Annotated in this window: 18 protein-coding genes; 7 read left to right on the top strand and 11 right to left on the bottom strand. The window is 60.8% G+C overall.

Going from position 1 to position 16,452, the window contains the following annotated elements; all coding sequences use genetic code 11:
• Positions 1 to 18 precede the first annotated feature (18 nt).
• From KVG95_RS26970 to KVG95_RS26955, 4 genes are read right to left on the bottom strand one after another with little or no spacing between them, the layout of a single operon-like run.
• Positions 19 to 771 carry an N-formylglutamate amidohydrolase gene (locus KVG95_RS26970; RefSeq protein ID WP_052965182.1) on the bottom strand — a complete coding sequence of 251 codons (753 nt, stop codon included), beginning with the start codon at positions 769 to 771 and terminating at the stop codon, positions 19 to 21.
• Positions 755 to 2,086, bottom strand: a complete 1,332-nt coding sequence (locus KVG95_RS26965) for a type I glutamate--ammonia ligase (RefSeq protein ID WP_217858563.1) — start codon at positions 2,084 to 2,086, stop codon at positions 755 to 757. The genes KVG95_RS26970 and KVG95_RS26965 overlap by 17 nt, the downstream gene beginning before the upstream one ends.
• On the bottom strand, positions 2,083 to 2,727 hold the full coding sequence (locus KVG95_RS26960) for a cysteine hydrolase family protein (RefSeq protein ID WP_217858562.1): 645 nt from the start codon (positions 2,725 to 2,727) through the stop codon (positions 2,083 to 2,085). Before KVG95_RS26960 ends, KVG95_RS26965 begins: the two co-directional genes overlap by 4 nt.
• Positions 2,728 to 2,729: 2 nt before the next feature.
• Positions 2,730 to 3,584, bottom strand: a complete 855-nt coding sequence (locus KVG95_RS26955; protein WP_217858561.1) for a MurR/RpiR family transcriptional regulator — start codon at positions 3,582 to 3,584, stop codon at positions 2,730 to 2,732.
• A gap of 341 nt (positions 3,585 to 3,925) precedes the next feature.
• Here KVG95_RS26955 and KVG95_RS26950 point away from each other — a divergent pair, with 341 nt between their 5' ends.
• Both KVG95_RS26950 and cobF read left to right on the top strand, forming a co-directional pair.
• Complete coding sequence (locus KVG95_RS26950; RefSeq protein WP_217858560.1) at positions 3,926 to 4,498, top strand: histidine phosphatase family protein; 573 nt, start codon at positions 3,926 to 3,928, stop codon at positions 4,496 to 4,498.
• Positions 4,498 to 5,253 carry a precorrin-6A synthase (deacetylating) gene (gene cobF / locus KVG95_RS26945; protein WP_217858559.1) on the top strand — a complete coding sequence of 252 codons (756 nt, stop codon included), beginning with the start codon at positions 4,498 to 4,500 and terminating at the stop codon, positions 5,251 to 5,253. Before KVG95_RS26950 ends, cobF begins: the two co-directional genes overlap by 1 nt.
• Before the next feature lie 136 nt (positions 5,254 to 5,389).
• Here the strand turns inward: cobF and ftrA are convergent, their stop codons facing one another.
• On the bottom strand, positions 5,390 to 6,364 hold the full coding sequence (gene ftrA / locus KVG95_RS26940) for a transcriptional regulator FtrA (RefSeq protein ID WP_217858558.1): 975 nt from the start codon (positions 6,362 to 6,364) through the stop codon (positions 5,390 to 5,392).
• A 101-nt stretch (positions 6,365 to 6,465) separates the two neighbouring features.
• Between ftrA and KVG95_RS26935 the strand changes: the two genes are divergently transcribed.
• Positions 6,466 to 6,900, top strand: a complete 435-nt coding sequence (locus KVG95_RS26935) for a rhodanese-like domain-containing protein (protein ID WP_217858557.1) — start codon at positions 6,466 to 6,468, stop codon at positions 6,898 to 6,900.
• Positions 6,901 to 7,017: 117 nt separating this feature from the next.
• Here KVG95_RS26935 and KVG95_RS26930 read toward each other — a convergent pair whose 3' ends face one another.
• Complete coding sequence (locus KVG95_RS26930) at positions 7,018 to 7,659, bottom strand: type 1 glutamine amidotransferase (protein WP_217858556.1); 642 nt, start codon at positions 7,657 to 7,659, stop codon at positions 7,018 to 7,020.
• 322 nt (positions 7,660 to 7,981) lie between these two features.
• Here KVG95_RS26930 and KVG95_RS26925 point away from each other — a divergent pair, with 322 nt between their 5' ends.
• Together KVG95_RS26925 and KVG95_RS26920 are read left to right on the top strand one after the other, a co-directional pair.
• A complete protein-coding gene (locus tag KVG95_RS26925) occupies positions 7,982 to 8,761 on the top strand; it encodes an ABC transporter substrate-binding protein (RefSeq protein ID WP_217858555.1) in 780 nt (259 codons plus the stop codon).
• Positions 8,762 to 8,961: 200 nt separating this feature from the next.
• The gene (locus KVG95_RS26920; RefSeq protein ID WP_217858554.1) at positions 8,962 to 9,678 is read left to right on the top strand and encodes an alpha/beta hydrolase; all 717 of its coding nucleotides are present in this window, start codon (positions 8,962 to 8,964) and stop codon (positions 9,676 to 9,678) included.
• Between the two features lie 11 nt (positions 9,679 to 9,689).
• Here the strand turns inward: KVG95_RS26920 and KVG95_RS26915 are convergent, their stop codons facing one another.
• Positions 9,690 to 10,277, bottom strand: coding sequence for a DcrB/PsbP domain-containing protein (locus KVG95_RS26915; RefSeq protein WP_201060113.1), 588 nt, complete (start codon positions 10,275 to 10,277; stop codon positions 9,690 to 9,692).
• Between the two features lie 87 nt (positions 10,278 to 10,364).
• A complete protein-coding gene (locus tag KVG95_RS26910; RefSeq protein WP_217858553.1) occupies positions 10,365 to 11,120 on the bottom strand; it encodes a hypothetical protein in 756 nt (251 codons plus the stop codon).
• 148 nt (positions 11,121 to 11,268) lie between these two features.
• Between KVG95_RS26910 and KVG95_RS26905 the strand changes: the two genes are divergently transcribed.
• On the top strand, positions 11,269 to 12,588 hold the full coding sequence (locus tag KVG95_RS26905; RefSeq protein WP_217858552.1) for an Nramp family divalent metal transporter: 1,320 nt from the start codon (positions 11,269 to 11,271) through the stop codon (positions 12,586 to 12,588).
• A 148-nt stretch (positions 12,589 to 12,736) separates the two neighbouring features.
• On the opposite strand, the gene KVG95_RS26900 is transcribed toward KVG95_RS26905, so the two are convergent.
• The 3 genes from KVG95_RS26900 to KVG95_RS26890 are packed head-to-tail and all read right to left on the bottom strand — an operon-like array spanning position 12,737 to position 15,327.
• Positions 12,737 to 13,915, bottom strand: a complete 1,179-nt coding sequence (locus tag KVG95_RS26900; RefSeq protein WP_217858551.1) for an acetyl-CoA C-acetyltransferase — start codon at positions 13,913 to 13,915, stop codon at positions 12,737 to 12,739.
• An 11-nt stretch (positions 13,916 to 13,926) separates the two neighbouring features.
• Complete coding sequence (locus tag KVG95_RS26895) at positions 13,927 to 14,592, bottom strand: CoA transferase subunit B (RefSeq protein ID WP_052965168.1); 666 nt, start codon at positions 14,590 to 14,592, stop codon at positions 13,927 to 13,929.
• Positions 14,593 to 14,628: 36 nt separating this feature from the next.
• Entirely contained in the window at positions 14,629 to 15,327 is a 699-nt protein-coding gene (locus KVG95_RS26890) for a CoA transferase subunit A (RefSeq protein WP_217858550.1), read from the bottom strand.
• A gap of 149 nt (positions 15,328 to 15,476) precedes the next feature.
• Here KVG95_RS26890 and KVG95_RS26885 point away from each other — a divergent pair, with 149 nt between their 5' ends.
• Complete coding sequence (locus KVG95_RS26885) at positions 15,477 to 16,376, top strand: LysR family transcriptional regulator (protein ID WP_217858549.1); 900 nt, start codon at positions 15,477 to 15,479, stop codon at positions 16,374 to 16,376.
• The last annotated feature ends 76 nt before the right edge of the window (positions 16,377 to 16,452 follow it).

The raw sequence follows: 16,452 nt of genomic DNA, 5'->3' as shown, positions 1-16,452 counted from the left end.
GAGTTTGAAGCTATTGCTCTACAGCAGTGGCGCCAGATAATCGGTCCAGCGACCGATGTCTTCGGGGGTGCGCAGCAGATCGTTGCGTACCTCGATCAACACCGACTCAAGCCCGCGTGCATCGCCATGAACCGGCACGGTCATGTCACCCAGCGGATCGACTTTGTACGGCTGATTAGCCGCGACTTTCAAGGGGTGCCGACTCAACCCGTCGATCACTCGCTGCGCGTACTCCCCGGCCTGTCCGTACAACACGCCGGCTTCCAGCTCTCGTGGCTGGCCGTAATATATCGGCGTGAAACTGTGAATCCCCACCACGCGAACCGGTCGACCTTGCGCCACACGGGCGTCGATCAAGGTTTGCAGGCGTGTATGAAACGGCTTGAACAGGCAGTGCCGGCGATAGTCGCGGGTGGCCTCGTCCAGATCCCGATTGCCCGGCACCTGATAAATCTCGCTCTGCAACGCAATGCTGTCCGGCGCATGGCGCGGGCGGTTGAGGTCGATCAACAACCGTGAATAGTTGGCCGCCAACAGGGTGGCGCCCAGTGCTTCGGACAAGCCCTCGGCCAGCGCCAGAGCGCCGATGTCCCAGGCGATGTGTTCGCGGGCGGCTTCATGGCTCAAGCCCAGGTCATTCAATCCGGCCGGTATAAAACGACTGGCGTGCTCACACACCAGAATTAGCGGGTGCTCGGAGGCTTCCCGGCTCAGGGTGTACGCAGGTTGGGTATAGAACCCCAATTCGGCGGACTCAGTACAGGCGCGCATAGTGCTCACAAAGATCGGCGGGCGAGAGCTGTTCCGTCAGCCTCAGTTCCTCGGTTTTAAGGGCGAACCAGGTGTCCAGCAAGGCACTCGGCAGGGCTTCGATCAGCGCCTCGCTGTTGCGCAGGCATTCCAGCGCCTGGGACAGGGACGCGGGCAGGGCGACGATGCCGCGGGCCTGGCGTTGCTCTTCGTTCAGGGAATCGGGGACTTCATCGGTGATCGCGTTCAGGGCCAGGCGCTGCTCGATGCCCAGGCGCCCGGCGATCAGCAATGTGGCCATGGCCAGATGCGGCGAAGCGGTGGCGTCCATGGCGCGAAATTCCAGGTTGTACTGCGCCGCCACGGTTTTGCCGCCCAGGCTTACGGTCGGGCAAATCCGCAGCGCCGCTTCGCGGTTGCGTTGGCCGAGACAAGCGTAGGAAGCGCTCCAGTGATGGGGCTGCAAGCGCTCGTAGGAAACCGGTGTCGGCGCGGTAAAGGCGCAGAGCGCCGGCAAATAATGCAGAACGCCGGCGGCCCAATGCTGGCCGAGGGTCGACAGGCCGTTGGTGGTGCCGGCGTCGTACATCACCGGGTGGCCGGCCAGATCCTGCAGGCTCACGTGCAAGTGCACACCATTGCACACCGCCTGCTCGGAAGTCTTGGGGGCGAAACTCAGGTCCAGGCCCATTTGCCGGGCGATCTCACGGGTGATCTCGCGCACGTTCACCGCGCGGTCGGCGGCAGCGACCCCGAGGGTTGGGCGGCAGGTGATTTCGTATTGGTGCTTGCCGTATTCCGGCAGGAACATCTCTGGTTCCACACCGCCGGCACGCAGTGCGCTGAGCAACCAGCCGCCGAACTCGGCGCCCTGACGCTGCGCCTCAAGAGAGAACGCCAGATGGTCAACCGCGCCGCTGCCGAGGTTGAATTCATGTTCGAACGCGGCGTTGATCTGCAATCCCAATTCGCCGCGATAACGCTCCACCTCGTTGCGCAATAACGTGCGCGGGCAGGCACCCCACGGGCGGCCATCGGTTTCGTGAATGTCGCCGTGAATAAAGTCCAGCGCCGGGGCATTGGCGTCCGGGCCGTTGTTGACGGTCACGCGGCTGCTCAAGTCGGGGATCAGCCGCAAGTCTCCATAAGCACCCCACGGATTGCTGGAGGCAATGATGTCTTGCGGGGTCAGGGCGCTGTTGGCCGGCACCCAGCCGCAGCCGGCCACTTGATAGGTTTCGAGTTCGTCGGTGGGAAAGGAACGGCCGCGCGTCACGCCGATCAGGTCGGTGGTGACGATCGTGGTCATCGGCAGTGGCGACAGGGGAGCGCTCATGGCTGCATCTCCTGCAATCGGCCGAGCACAGTCTGGGTGTCGGTGATCCAGCAGTAGCCCTTGATGGCGTTCAGGCAGGCGTGATGCCGTTGTTCGGTGTAGGTGGCGCAGGCATCTTCGACCAGCGTCACCAGGTAACCGCGGTCGGCGGCGTCACGCACGGCCATGTCGACGCATTGGTCGGTGACGATGCCGGCGATGATCAGGTGGCGGGTTTCAAGGTTGCGTAGCACGTAGTCGATGTTGGTGGAGTTGAAGACCCCGGAAGATGTCTTGGGCAGCACGATTTCGTTTTCGATCGGCGTCAGGTCATCGATGATTCGCGCTTGCGAACTGCCCTTGGGCAGGTGCATGTCCGAGAGTTTGTGGTCCAGCGAACGATCGCGGCCATCGGCGGTGAGGCTTTCAATGAGCGTGTGCAGCACGTTTTGTCGTGCATTACGAAAGGCACTGAGCAACCGGCGTTGATTGGGCACCACTTGCATGTGGGCGCGGGTCAGAAAGTATTCGGCATCCGGCCCGTTGAGGTGCGGATCGAACTGCGGCTCAAGCCAGGCACGCTGCATGTCCACCAGCAACAGCGCGGTGTGGTCGGCGGCAAATGGCAAGTCCCGGGGCGAGTGGTGGGGGAGCGTGAACATCCTTATTTATCCTCCAGCAGGTGAGTGTCGAAGTCGGTGCGCAGGGCATCGATGCCTTCCAGGCGATCGGCCAGATCGGGGCTGCGCAGGGACAGGCAGGCAACCAGTGCTTCAACCTGGGCCAGTGCCGGGACCATGGAGTCGAAGGCCGACGCCGATTCCACCGGCGCACTGATGATCAGGTCGGCCATTTCCCGCAGCGGTGATGCGTAGATATCGGTGAACAACACGACCCGTGCATGTCGGCTCTTCGCGGCATTGGCGACCCGCAGGGCCTGGGACTGATAGCGGCGATAATCGAACACCAGCACCACGTCCTGACGTTGCACGTCGAACAACCGGTCCGGTAATTGCGCGTTGTCTTCCAGGGCAAAACAGCCGGGCCGCAACAGGCGCAGATGGTTGAGTAAATAGTTGGCGAGGAAACTGCTGAAACGGCCGCCGAAGCAATGGACCTGATGGCGGGTGTCGAGCAGCCATTCGATCAGAATTCGTACATCTTCAGGTTGGGTCAGCGCCTGGGTGTCGACCAATGCCCGATGGCTGTTCGCTAGATAGTGGCCCCAGGGATCATCTTTCTTGAGATGGGCGCGGGGTTGCAACAGGGTACTGGGAGAGCGCAGGCGGTCATCCATGTCGCTGAGCAAGGCTTCCTGAAAGTCGGCATAACCGCTGAAACCAAGCTTCTTTACCAACCGCACGATGGTCGGATCGCTGACACCGGCATGTTCGGCCAGACGTGACATCGGGCCCAGTCCGTTACGCGGGTACTGATCCAGCAAGGCACGTATGACTTTGCGTTCCGACGGCGTGAGTTCCAGGTCGGGATCGGTGATCAGGTCTCTGAGAGAGGGCATCCGGGCTCCTGCTGGATGGGTGTGTCGGTTTCGTTTCATAAATTGCTAAAACAGTATTTATGTAGCGTGTGCTACATGTCTAGTGAATTTTTTCGAGGATTTTAAAAGTCCAAAAATCGGGCGAAAATCCCGTGCGCCGGGGGCTACGCGGATGTCGACTGGCTTTGTAGGACATTGCCCATAGTGGTGTCAGAGATCGCTACTTATCGGCGATAAAATGGGACCGCCAACCCGATCGACTGCTTGAAGCGAAGCGCCCTGGATCGCGCGTCTTGCGGCACAATGGACCGATTAGTCGTGGCATCGTGCCGTTTTCCATCCCATCGACAGAGTGATCTTCCGTGCAGGCGACCCGCTTGACCCTCATGTGCCACGCTCGAACCGTCGCACAAAAATTGGCGTGTTTTCCTACGAATGAGCCGTTGGAAATGGATTGGCAATCGGCGAAGGGGTCGCGTTGCCGTCAGTTCAAGGGCACCCCCCGTTTGCTCTGTGGCCCGGAACTGCGGACCCGGCAAACCGCTGAGCTGTTTGGCGACGAGGTGGAGATTGTCGCGGCACTGGCAGATTGCGATTTCGGACGCTGGAAAGGCACGTCGATCGACGACCTGCAGATATCTGAACCCGAGACGCTCCAGGCATGGCTCAATGACCCAACCTCGGCACCCCACGGTGGAGAATCGGTGGCGCAACTCGGTGAGCGGGTGGCTGCGTGGTTGAACAGCCTTGAGGCGACGCCGGGGCATGTCGTTGCCATCACCCATCCTTTTGTCATCCGCGCCGCATTGATGCAGGTGCTGCAGGGCGCGTCGTTCAACCAGATCGACGTCGAACCGTTGTCGGCCATCGAGTTGCGGTTCAACGGTCGCTGGCGGCTACGCTTGATGGGCACGGACCCTGAGGGAGCATGTTGATGAAAAAACTTCTGGTCATTGGTGTCGGTGCCGGCAACCCCGACTACATCACGATGCAGGCGGTGAAGGCGCTGAACCGCGTCGATGTGTTTTTCCTCATGGACAAGGGCCAGAGCAAAGACAAACTGATCGACCTGCGCCGCGAGATCTGTGAGCGCTACATCACCGATCGTGACTACCGCTTCGTCGAAGCCCACAGCCCGGAGCGAGAACGCGGGGATGTGGATTACAAGGCCAGCGTCGAAGACCTGAACCGCGCCAAGCAGCAGACCTTCGAACGGCTGATCAATGAAGAAATGACTGACGACCAGTGCGGCGGTTTTCTGGTGTGGGGCGATCCCGCGTTGTACGACAGCACCATTCGGATTCTGCAGGCGATTCTGGCGTCAGGCCGGTGTGTGTTCGAGTTCGAGGTGATTCCCGGGATCACCAGCGTGCAGGCGTTGGCGGCGCAACATAAGGTGCCGCTGAATCGCATCGGTCGCTCGATTGAAATCACCACCGGCCGGCGGTTGGCGGCGGGGCAGGTGAGTGATGCCGACAGCCTGGTGGTGATGCTGGACGCGCAAGATGCCTACCATCACGTGGCCGATCCGGAGACGGAGATTTACTGGGGGGCTTATCTGGGGACGCCGGATGAAATTTTGATCAGTGGCAAGCTCAAGGATGTCGCGGATGAGATCGAGCGAGTACGCAAGGCCGCGCGGTTGGAGCATGGGTGGATTATGGATACCTATCTGTTGCGCAAGCCTTGAGGGTTTCGGTGGTTGGGCTGGCGCCTTCGCGAGCAAGCCCGCTCCCACATTTAGTCTGCGTCGTACACAAATGTTGTGCTCAATAGAGATTCAGTGTGGGAGCGGGCTTGCTCGCGAAGGGGCCCTCAAGCACACCTCAAGAAATCGCCTTTACCCCGCGCCCAAACCGCTCCCGATACACCGACGGTGGCACACCGACCACGCTGCGAAACGCCACCCGGAAACTCTCCACCGAACGATAACCGCAGCGCTGGGCAATCTGCTCAGTGTTCTGGCGGGTGCTCTCCAACAATTCGCGAGCACGGGCCAGACGCTCATGTTGCAACCATGCCTTGGGCGGCAGACCGCTGGCTTCGGTGAACCGCCGCAGGAACGTGCGCTCACTCATGGCCGCCTCGCTGGCAAGGTCGCGAACCTCCAGCGGTTCGTGCAGACGTTCCCGCGCCCATTGCATGACTCGCGACAGATCGCTGCGCGGCGTCGGGCTGACCGGTGACGGAATGAACTGCGCCTGGCCGCCGGTGCGTTGCGGCGACATCACCAATCGCCGCGCCACCGAGTTGGCCACCTGAGTGCCAAAATCCCGTGCGACCAGGTGCAGGCAGGCATCGATGCCCGCAGCGCTGCCGGCTGAGGTGATCAATTGGCCGGAATCAACATAGAGCACGTCCGGGTCCACCTGTATGTCCGGAAAACGTTCGGCCAGTTCAGCGGTGTAGCGCCAATGCGTCGTGGCGCCGTGACCGTCGAGCAAACCGGTGGCCGCCAGTACAAATACCCCGGAACAGATCGACAGCAATCGCGCGCCCCGGGCATGGGCCTGGCGCAGGGCGGCGAGCAAAGGTTCAGGCACCGCCGCGCTGCGGTCGCGCCAGCCGGGGATGATGATGGTCCGGGCCTCTTCCAGCAGTTCCATCCCACCGTCGGCCAGCACCTGAATGCCGCCCATGGCGCGCATCGGCCCTTGGTCGACGGCGACGATACGATGCTCATACCAAGGGAAATCGAACTCCGGCCGCGCCAGACCGAAGATCTCCACGGCGATGCCAAATTCGAAAGTGCAGAGGCCGTCGTAGGCCAGAATCGCGACCAATCCAGGGGTGGGCTGCATTTGGCGGAAAATTCCCGGTGAGTGTCTTGTGCGCCACTGTAGCGACAAGCGCAGGGCAGATAAAGTCTTCCCACACCCACCGAGACTTTGGAGTACCGCCCATGCCCAGCCTGGTTCGCGAAATTCCCGCAGCCCCATCTGCCATTGCCCTGATGCATTTCAGCAACCGTCTGACCTTCGAGACCGATTGTTCCGACGTCTATGGCAGCCAACAGGCCGGCGAGGTGGATTTTGTCCTGGTCGACGTGCGCGGACCGTTGGCGTTCGAACGCGGACATGTGCCACGTGCGATCAACATCCCGGGTCGACTGATCACGGCTGACGGCTTGGCGGGTTATTCGAAATCCACGCTGTTCGTGGTCTATTGCGCAGGGCCCCACTGCAACGGCGCCAACAAGGCCGCAGTGAAATTGGCGGCGCTGGGTTACCCGGTCAAGGAGATGATTGGCGGGGTTACCGGGTGGCTGGATGAGGGGTTTGAGTTGAGTGTTGCGGTGCAACAGCCGGTCAGTACCGTGATCGGCTGCGAATGTTGATGTAGCCGAAAAGATCGCAGGCTTCGCCAGTTCCTACATTGACCGGGTACACCGGTGAAATTACGGCTGTACTTCCCCTGTAGGAGCTGCCGTAGGCTGCGATCTTTTGATCTTGATTCAAACCGCTGTCCGCGCCGCCCACCACTGGTCGAGCGTCACCTGCAACCAGCCAAACACCGCTGCATAGGCGGCGCTCTCCTGTGACCCCCGAGGCAACGGCGATTCCTCGGCAAAGTGCTCATTGAGAATCGCCACCGATTCGGCATTCCACTCCGGGTGGAACTGCAACCCCACTCGCGTCACCCCGACGCGATACATCTGCTGCTCACACACGTCACTGCTGGCCAGCAATTGCGCATCCACCGGTAGATCGATTGCGTCTTCATGCCATTCCAGCACCTTCAGCCTCTGGCCATCCGCAAAGGTCACAGTCGACCAGCCAGTTTCGGGATGAGCCATGCGCCGCACATTCCCACCCAGGCTCAGCGCCAGCAATTGCGCGCCCAGACAAATCGCAAACACCGGCGCGTCCTGATCCAGACTACCCGCCAGCCACTGACGCTCCGTTTCCAGCCACGTTGGCCCGGCGTTGGATTCATAAGGCCCGCCCAACAGGATCACCGGTGCCGCGCTCACCGGCGGCAACTGGCCGAGGTCGGCGCGAAACACGTTTAGCGTAACGCCACGAGCCCGCGCCCATTCGGCAATGGCGCCAGGACCTTCGGCAGGATGATGCTGGATCAGGTTCAACGTGGGCATCACGCTTCTCTTCCGGGAATGGGTTGGCGGGGTCAATGTGCCGCAAAAAAAAGATCATCGCCAGTGCGACTGTTCAATCGGATCACGCCCGAAATCTTGTAGGTTTTGTCTGAAACAAAGGATTGTCCTACAGCCCTTGCACCACCGTGGCGCACGCTTCAAGTACCTTGAATCCCTCGGCTGTTTTTCTATAAGTATTTGTCGCTTAAACACAATTTGCCCTCCAGAAGCCACTCTAGACTGCCGGCCACTTCGGTATTCACCAACCGAAAGTTGCCAACAGAAAGCTGCCAATAAAAGCCTCCGTACACAGGAGTTATAAATGAAGAAGCGAGTGATGTTCGGTGCCCTGGCACTGTCGATGTTGTCCCTGACCGCCGTGGCCGAAGACGCCAAGCCGATTCGCCTCGGTATCGAAGCCGGTTACCCGCCATTTTCGATGAAAACCCCCGACGGCAAACTCACCGGTTTTGACGTGGACATCGGCGATGCGCTGTGCGAACAGATGAAAGTGAAGTGCACCTGGGTCGAGCAAGAGTTCGATGGCCTGATCCCGGCTCTGAAGGTCAAGAAAATCGACGCGATCCTGTCGTCCATGACCATCACTGACGATCGCAAGAAGAACGTCGATTTCACCATCAAGTACTACCACACCCCGGCGCGCTTCGTGATGAAGGAAGGCACCGACGTCAAGGATCCGCTGACCGAGCTCAAAGGCAAGAAAGTCGGTGTGTTGCGCGCCAGTACCCACGATCGTTTCGCCACTGAAGTGCTGGTACCGGCGGGCATCAACCTGGTGCGTTACGGTTCCCAGCAGGAAGCCAACCTGGACATGGTCGCCGGTCGTCTCGACGCGATGCTGGCCGACTCGGTCAACCTGGACGACGGTTTCCTGAAAACCGACGCCGGTAAAGGCTTCGCCTTCGTCGGCCCGACCTATGAAGACGCCAAGTACTTCGGCGGCGGTGCCGGCATCGCTGTGCGCAAGGGTGATAAAGAGCTGGCGGACAAATTCAACACCGCCATCACTGAAATCCGCGCCAACGGCAAGTACAAGCAAGTGCAGGACAAGTACTTCGACTTTGACGTTTACGGCCATTAATACGCCGTAGAAAAAAGTGGCCACTGTTGACGCGGTGGCCACTTTTTTTATGCTTTCTAATCAGGCCGCGATTTAATGTGTGAGCGGGCTTGCTCGCGAAGACGGCCTCAGAAGCGGCGAAGATGCCTGGGTCATCATCGACATCCCGCCTCACAGTGTTAGGCTTTGCCCCGAATCCTGCGCTCTGTGAAGGAAGGTTTATGTTGAAGTTACTCGCTCTGCTCACGCTCCTGGCGTCCTCCGCCGTCCACGCTCAAGCCCCGCTGCACACCGATCTGCCGCTCAAGTACCTGGAGCAGGCCGACGCTGAATCCCGCAACCAACCTTTGGTGATTTTCCTGCACGGTTACGGCAGTAATGAGCAGGATCTGTTCGACATCAAGGATGAATTGCCGCCGCAGTACAACTACCTGTCGGTGCGGGCGCCGATGACGTTGGAGGAGGGCAGTTACCAGTGGTTTCGCCAAAAGGGTGAGGGCGCCTATGACGGTGAGACGGACGACTTGAAGGCCAGCGGCCAGGTGCTGAGGGATTTTGTCGCACAAGCGGCGAAGAAATATCACACCGAAGCGGACAAGGTATTCCTGGTGGGTTTCAGCCAGGGCGCGATGATGTCCTACGAGGTCGCGTTGCGTCATCCCGAGGCGGTAGGCGGGATTGCGGCGTTGAGCGGGCGCATCCTGCCGGTGCTCAGGTCCGAGCTCAAACCGGATGAAAAACGCCAGCAGCTGGCGATTTTCATCGGTCATGGCACCGCCGACACACTCCTGCCCTACAACGACGGTACTGAGGCCGACAGCCTGTTGCAGCGCCTGTCACTCAAGCCCGAGTTTCATGCCTATCCGGGTGTCGGTCACAGCATCAGCGCCCCCGAGATGCAGAATTTGAGTGCCTGGTTGCAGCGCCTCAATCCCTGAATCGGTCGGGTTTATTTGCCGCTGACGATTTGTTTCACCAGCGTTTCGTGGCCGGTTTTGTCGTTGGGACGGGAGATGATCTGAACGATGGCCATGCGCGTGCCGGAAGCGGCCATCAACGTGCTGTCCAGCGTCATGCCACCGCCCTGGGTGGCGGTGCTGTCGATCTGCCGAAGGCCCAGGCCCGTGCCTTTCTGAGTCAGGCTTTTTTCGCTGGTTTTGTTGAAATCCGGCAAGGCATTGCGTTGCTCGGTGGCGAACGCGGACACGGTGGCGTCAAGGAACTCACCGTCGTTGTCCTTGACGTTGGCGCCGCCGGGGATGGTGTTTTCAGCGGCGATCACTACGGTTTTGGTGGTCTGGTTGGTGTACATCGTGCCCGTCGCCCCGGCAGTGCCGGTGGCCGCGTCGCCGGCTGGCAGCGGGTTGGCGATGAAACCCTTGGGCAGGGTGAAGGTGAACTTGCCGCCGAGCATCGAGACCTTCTGGGCCGGCGCTTTGTCGCTGGCAGTGGCCTTGGCCGCCTGCGCATTCAAGGCACCCAGGCTGGTAGCCGCCATCAGCAGCAGAACAACGGCTTTTTTACTCAACAATGACATTCAAACTCTCCTGGGGATGATCCGCGCTTTGATGGCGATCATCCCACGGATCGCGATCGGTAGCAGCTGCCGCAGCCTGCTACGTTCTCACCTTGGACGCAATGCCAGCCGCTTGGTGATCACCAGCATCCCCAACGACACGCCTATGCCCAAGACAAACCCCAGCCATCCCAATCTCGGCAGCGCCAACGCCAGCACCAGACAAAACGCCGCAAACGAATACATCCCGGTCGCCGTCGCCCTGAGCAAGGCAGCAGTAAAAGCCGGCCCGCGAGTCTGCTGGGAAAACACTGCCATCACACTGCCCAACACCGGGAATACCGCGAGCAGCCCGCTCCAGCGTTCGCCGACGGTGCCGGCCAGCAGCGTCACAGCCAATGTGAGCAGGGCGCCGGCCATCATGCGCAGCAGCAGTTTGTCGGACTTCGGCGCCGGGCCTGAAGCGATGGGCTGCACCGTAGGAAACAGGTACGGCGCGGCCAGCAATGCGATGGCGGCCGCGATCACTGAGAACACCAGCGACGGCGGGATTAGCGACAGCACACCGGCCGCCAGGGCCCAGACCAGCAGCGAAATCGTCAGCGTCCACGGCCAGCTCGAGCGTTGTGCAACCTGGGCGTAGGTCACGCAAAAGGTAATCATCGCGAACATTGCCGATAACGCTGCCGTCGCCGCCTGAGCGGCGAACATCACGCCTTGCTCGATGGCGAGAAAAAACAGAATCGGCCCGACCACCACCGGCAGCCCCGACAGCCAACCGGCCACGCCAGGGCCCCAGCGTTTACCGGCCAGGGAAATCAGCAAGAGAAATCCCGGAATCACCAGCAGTTTGAGCATCAGCACGCACGCGTCTCCGATCGGTGTGAGCCGGCCACGTTAGCATTGCGGGCGATGGATTGCTCAGCGTGGTCTCTGTGCAAGCGCTGAGTGTCTACACCGGAATGTGTGAAACGTCTAAGCTGCGCGCTCCCACCTGTTGACGGATGATTGCGTGAAATTCAGTTTGCCCAAAGTCGGCACTGCGCCGTTTTGCCCTCCGGAAGTGGCCGGCACTGTTGCCGTTGACCCGAGTGCGTCCTTCTTCAAACGCGTCCTGCGCTTTGCCGGCCCCGGTTTGCTGGTGTCCATCGGCTACATGGACCCGGGCAACTGGGCCACGGCCATCGAAGCCGGTTCGCGGTTTGGCTACAGCCTGTTGTTCGTGGTGTTGCTGGCGAGCCTGGCTGGGATGGTGGTGCAGTGTTTGTGTTCGCGTCTGGGTATCGCCACCGGACGTGATCTGGCGCAACTGTCCCGCGAACGCTACAGCACGCGGACCGCACGGACCCAGTGGCTGCTGGCGGAAATTTCAATCATCGCCACCGACCTCGCCGAAGTGCTCGGCTGTGCGCTGGCGTTCCACTTGCTGCTGGGCTGTTCGTTGACGTTTGGCATCGCACTCACAGCATTCGACACGCTGCTGGTATTGGCACTGCAAAACCGCGGCTTTCGCCGGCTGGAGGCGATCATGCTGGTGCTGGTGGGCACCATCGGCGCGTGTTTCTTCGTCGAGCTGTGGCTGATCAAACCCTTCTGGCCGGACGTCGCCCGTGGTTTCACCCCGTCATTCTCGGCGCTTGGTGATGCCGCGCCGTTGTACCTGGCCATTGGCATACTCGGGGCCACAGTGATGCCCCATAACTTGTACCTGCACACCTCGATCGTGCAGACCCGGATGATCGGCAAGGACCTGGCCAGCAAGCAGGACGCGGTGAAACTGGCGCGCATCGACACCATCGGCTCTCTGGCCTTGGCGCTGCTGGTCAACGCGGCGATCCTGATTCTCGCGGCGGCGGCCTTCCACAAGACCGGGCATACCGACGTGGTGGACATTCAGGATGCCTATCACTTGCTTGACCCGTTGGTGGGCGACGCGTTGGCCAGTGTGCTGTTCGGCGTGGCGTTGCTGGCTTCGGGACAGAGCTCGACCTTCACCGGCACCATTGCGGGCCAGGTGATCATGGAGGGCTATCTGAACTTGCGGCTGCCCTGCTGGCAACGGCGGTTGATCACTCGTGGGCTGGCGCTGATCCCGGCGTTCATCGGTGTCTGGCTGATGGGCGATGGGGCGATCGGCAAACTGTTGGTGTTGAGCCAGGTAGTGCTCAGCCTGCAACTGCCGTTCGCGTTGTATCCGTTGATTCGCATGACCAACGATCAAAAGCTCATGGGGCCGTTTGTGAATCGACTGCCGACACGGGTGTTGGCGTGGGGGTTGTTTGTGGTGATCAGTGGGGCGAACAGCTGGTTGATTCTGCAGTTTTTGGCCTGACTCGGGAGGGGTGTTGTCTGGTCGGGCCTCTTCGCGAGCAAGCCCGCTCCCACATTGGAACTGTGCCGATCACAAAATTTGTGATCGGCACAGTTCCAATGTGGGAGCGGGCTTGCTCGCGAAGAACGATAACGCGGCGGTCTAGGGGCTAGCGCTCGATGGCCAGTGCTACGCCTTGGCCTCCGCCAATGCATAACGTCGCCAGGCCTTTCTTGGCATCACGCTTGATCATTTCATGCAGCAAGGTCACCAGCACCCGGCAACCTGACGCCCCAATCGGATGGCCCAGGGCAATGGCGCCGCCGTTGACATTGACCTTGTTCAAGTCCCATTCCAGGTCCTTGGCCACGGCCAGAGATTGCGCGGCGAAGGCTTCGTTGGCTTCGACCAGGTCCAGTTGATCGATGGACCAACCGGCCTTGTCCAGGCAACGACGAGTGGCCGACACCGGGCCGATGCCCATGATCGCCGGGTCGACGCCCGCGTTGGCATAAGCGGCGATCTTCGCCAGCACTGGCAGCCCCAGCGCTTTGGCTTTCTCCGCACTCATCAGGATCACCGCCGCGGCGCCGTCGTTCAGCGAAGAGGCGTTGCCGGCAGTCACCGAGCCGTCCTTCTTGAAGGCCGCTTTCAGTTTGCCCAGGGAGTCGGCGGTGGTGCCGGCGCGAGGCTGTTCATCGGTGGTGAAGGACAGCGGATCGCCCTTGCGCTGCGGGATCAGGATCGGCGTGATCTCATCGGCAAACCGCCCGGCTTCGATGGCGGCCACGGCTTTCTGCTGGGACGCGGCAGCGAAGGCGTCCTGTTGCTCACGGGTCAGGCTGTATTTCTCAGCCAGATTCTCGGCGGTGATGCCCATGTGGTAATCGTTGAACGCATCCCACAGGCCATCGCTGATCATCGTGTCGACGATCTGTGCGTGACCCATGCGCAATCCTGTGCGGGCGCCCGGCATGACATAATTGGCCAGGCTCATGTTTTCCTGGCCGCCAGCGATGATCACTTCGGCATCGCCGCAGCGAATCGCCTGAGCCGCCAGATGCAGCGCTTTCAGGCCGGAGCCGCAGACCTTGTTCAGGGTCATGGCCGGCACGGCGAAGGGCAGGCCGGCCTTGATTGCGGCCTGACGCGCGGGGTTTTGCCCGGCACCGGCGGTCAGCACTTGGCCCATGATCACTTCATCGACTTGCGCCGGGTCCAGCCCGGTCTGCGCCAACAACTGGCGGATCACCGCAGCACCGAGGTCAACCGCGGACACATTGGCCAACGAGCCCTGGAAGCTACCGATGGCAGTACGAGTGGCGGCAACAATCACGACTTCTTGCATGGAAGGGTTCCTCACTGGGCAGCGAACTGCATTTCCGGGACGTGGTCAGGCACGATCAGTTTACCAGCGGTCTTGGCGACGATTTCTTCGACGCTGACGCCCGGCGCGCGTTCCTTGAGAACGAACGCGCCGTCCTTGATTTCCAGGTAGGCCAGATCGGTCAGCACGCGTTTGATGCAACCGGCGCCGGTCAGCGGCAGGCTGCAACGCGACAGCAGTTTCGACTCGCCGTCCTTGGAGGCGTGGGTCATGGTGACGATGATGTTATCCGCACCGGCCACCAGGTCCATCGCGCCGCCCATGCCCTTGACCAGTTTGCCAGGGATCATCCAGGAGGCGATGTTGCCTTCGACGTCCACTTCAAACGCGCCCAGCACGGTCAGGTCGATATGGCCGCCGCGGATCATTGCGAACGATTCGGCGGACGAGAAAATCGACGCGCCAATACGCGCGGTCACGGTTTGCTTGCCGGCGTTGATCATGTCGGCGTCGACTTCGGCGTCGGTCGGAAACGCACCCATGCCGAGCAGGCCGTTTTCCGATTGCAGCATGACTTCCATGCCTTCAGGGATGTAGTTGGCGACCAGGGTCGGGATGCCGATGCCGAGGTTCACGTAGTAGCCGTCCTGCATTTCGCGGGCGACGCGCTGAGCCATTTGTTCGCGGGAAAGTGCCATTGTTGTTATTCCTTCATTCGGTCCGGGGGCAGGGGATCACTTACGCACGGTGCGCTGTTCGATGCGCTTCTCGAACGTGCCGCAAATGACCCGGTCGACGTAGATGCCAGGGGTGTGGATCTGCGACGGGTCCAGCTCGCCGGGTTCGACGATTTCTTCGACTTCGACCACGGTGATCTTGCCGGCGGTGGCGGCCAGCGGGTTGAAGTTCTGGGCGGTGTGGCGATAGACCACGTTACCGAAATGGTCGGCTTTCCAGCCTTTGACGATGGCGAAGTCACCGGTGATGGATTCTTCCATCAGGTACTTGCGGCCCTTGAATTCGCGGACTTCCTTGCCGTCGGCCACCGGAGTGCCGACGCCAGTGGCGGTGAAGAACGCCGGGATGCCGGCACCGCCTGCGCGCATTTTCTCGGCGAGGGTGCCTTGAGGGGTCAGGACGACTTCGATTTCGCCGCTCAGCAGTTGCTTCTCGAACAGCGCGTTTTCGCCGACGTAAGAGGCCACCACCTTGCGGATCTGCCGGTCTACCAGCAGCACACCGAGGCCGAAACCGTCGACGCCGCAGTTGTTGGAGACCACGGTGAGATCACGGGTGCCGCGGTGCTGGATCTCGGCGATGAGATTTTCCGGAATCCCGCACAGGCCGAAGCCGCCGGAGATCACGGTCATGCCGTCTTCAAGACCTGCCATCGCTTCCTCGTAGGAATACACGCGCTTGTCGAACCCTGCCATATGCACCTCTTTTATTCTTTGTGGGCGGCTGGCTAGCCGGATGGGGAGGGAGTGTCACGCTGGAGGATTTATTTGTTAAGTTGATTTTTAAGGTTGATTGATAGATAAAACTCACTAATTCGTTTCGTACCTCGTTGGAGGCAGTAGCCATGACCGTCAAACAGATCCGTGCATTCCTGGCCGTGGCCCAGAGTTTGAGTTTTGCCGTGGCGTGCGAGCGGCTGCACTTGTCCCAGTCGGCGTTGAGCCTGACCATCAAGGCGCTGGAGGAGGGCTTGGGCGGACGCTTGTTCACGCGCAACACCCGCAACGTCGCGCTGACCGCCGAAGGCGAATCGCTGCTGCCCTTGGCCCGCCGGTTAATTGCGGACTGGGACAATGCCGAGGATGATTTGCGCCAACGCTTCACCCTCCAGCGCGGCCGCGTGACCCTGGCGGCGATGCCGTCGTTTGCCGGCAACCTGCTGCCGCCGATCCTCAAGACCTTTCGCGCGCGTTATCCCAAGGTCAACGTCACAGTGAATGACGTGATCAACGAGCAGGTGCTGGAACTGGTTCGCGACCGTCAGGTGGAACTGGGCGTGGCGTTTGAACCGACACAGAGCTCGTCGCTGGTGTTCACGCCGTTGTACATCGACCGGTTTGTGGCGGTGGTGCCGTTCGATTCACCGCTGGCGGAGCTGGACGACATTGATTGGCAAACCTTGCTCAAGGAACCGTTCATTACCTTGCAGCGACCATCAACGGTGCGGGTGATGCTCGAAGAACACTTGCAGACGCGCGGCATGAAATTGCCGGTGGAATTTGAAAGCCATCAATTGGCAACGGTCGGGCGGATGGTGGCCAGCGGATTGGGCGTAAGCGCGGTGCCGGCGTTGTGCGCCGGGCAGATGCGCGAGCTGGGCGCGCGTTGCATTACCCTGCGGGATCCGGTGGTGGAACGCGCGATCGGGGTGCTGACGACGGGGCATGAACTGTCGGCGGCGGCGCAGGCGTTGTTCGATATTCTCAAGGCCGAAAACCTTGGGGAGCGCCTGTCCATGCAGTGAACACGGTCACCTGTGGGAGCGGGCTTGCTCGCGAAGGGGCCAGTACAGTCAACATCGATGTTGCCTGACACTACGC

This window comes from Pseudomonas farris, from assembly GCF_019145235.1.
Taxonomy (GTDB): Bacteria; Pseudomonadota; Gammaproteobacteria; order Pseudomonadales; family Pseudomonadaceae; genus Aquipseudomonas; species Aquipseudomonas farris.
This window is presented reverse-complemented; position numbering and strand designations above follow the sequence as displayed.

Coding starts and splice junctions, on each gene's coding strand:
- KVG95_RS26955 (WP_217858561.1), bottom strand. CDS start 3,584: ATGCCCTCTCTCAGAGACCTGATCACCGATCCCGACCTGGAACTCACG.
- cobF (WP_217858559.1), top strand. CDS start 4,498: ATGAAAAAACTTCTGGTCATTGGTGTCGGTGCCGGCAACCCCGACTAC.
- KVG95_RS26930 (WP_217858556.1), bottom strand. CDS start 7,659: ATGCCCACGTTGAACCTGATCCAGCATCATCCTGCCGAAGGTCCTGGC.
- KVG95_RS26935 (WP_217858557.1), top strand. CDS start 6,466: ATGCCCAGCCTGGTTCGCGAAATTCCCGCAGCCCCATCTGCCATTGCC.
- KVG95_RS26970 (WP_052965182.1), bottom strand. CDS start 771: ATGCGCGCCTGTACTGAGTCCGCCGAATTGGGGTTCTATACCCAACCT.
- KVG95_RS26900 (WP_217858551.1), bottom strand. CDS start 13,915: ATGCAAGAAGTCGTGATTGTTGCCGCCACTCGTACTGCCATCGGTAGC.
- KVG95_RS26915 (WP_201060113.1), bottom strand. CDS start 10,277: ATGTCATTGTTGAGTAAAAAAGCCGTTGTTCTGCTGCTGATGGCGGCT.
- KVG95_RS26895 (WP_052965168.1), bottom strand. CDS start 14,592: ATGGCACTTTCCCGCGAACAAATGGCTCAGCGCGTCGCCCGCGAAATG.
- ftrA (WP_217858558.1), bottom strand. CDS start 6,364: ATGCAGCCCACCCCTGGATTGGTCGCGATTCTGGCCTACGACGGCCTC.
- KVG95_RS26925 (WP_217858555.1), top strand. CDS start 7,982: ATGAAGAAGCGAGTGATGTTCGGTGCCCTGGCACTGTCGATGTTGTCC.
- KVG95_RS26920 (WP_217858554.1), top strand. CDS start 8,962: ATGTTGAAGTTACTCGCTCTGCTCACGCTCCTGGCGTCCTCCGCCGTC.
- KVG95_RS26960 (WP_217858562.1), bottom strand. CDS start 2,727: ATGTTCACGCTCCCCCACCACTCGCCCCGGGACTTGCCATTTGCCGCC.
- KVG95_RS26885 (WP_217858549.1), top strand. CDS start 15,477: ATGACCGTCAAACAGATCCGTGCATTCCTGGCCGTGGCCCAGAGTTTG.
- KVG95_RS26890 (WP_217858550.1), bottom strand. CDS start 15,327: ATGGCAGGGTTCGACAAGCGCGTGTATTCCTACGAGGAAGCGATGGCA.
- KVG95_RS26965 (WP_217858563.1), bottom strand. CDS start 2,086: ATGAGCGCTCCCCTGTCGCCACTGCCGATGACCACGATCGTCACCACC.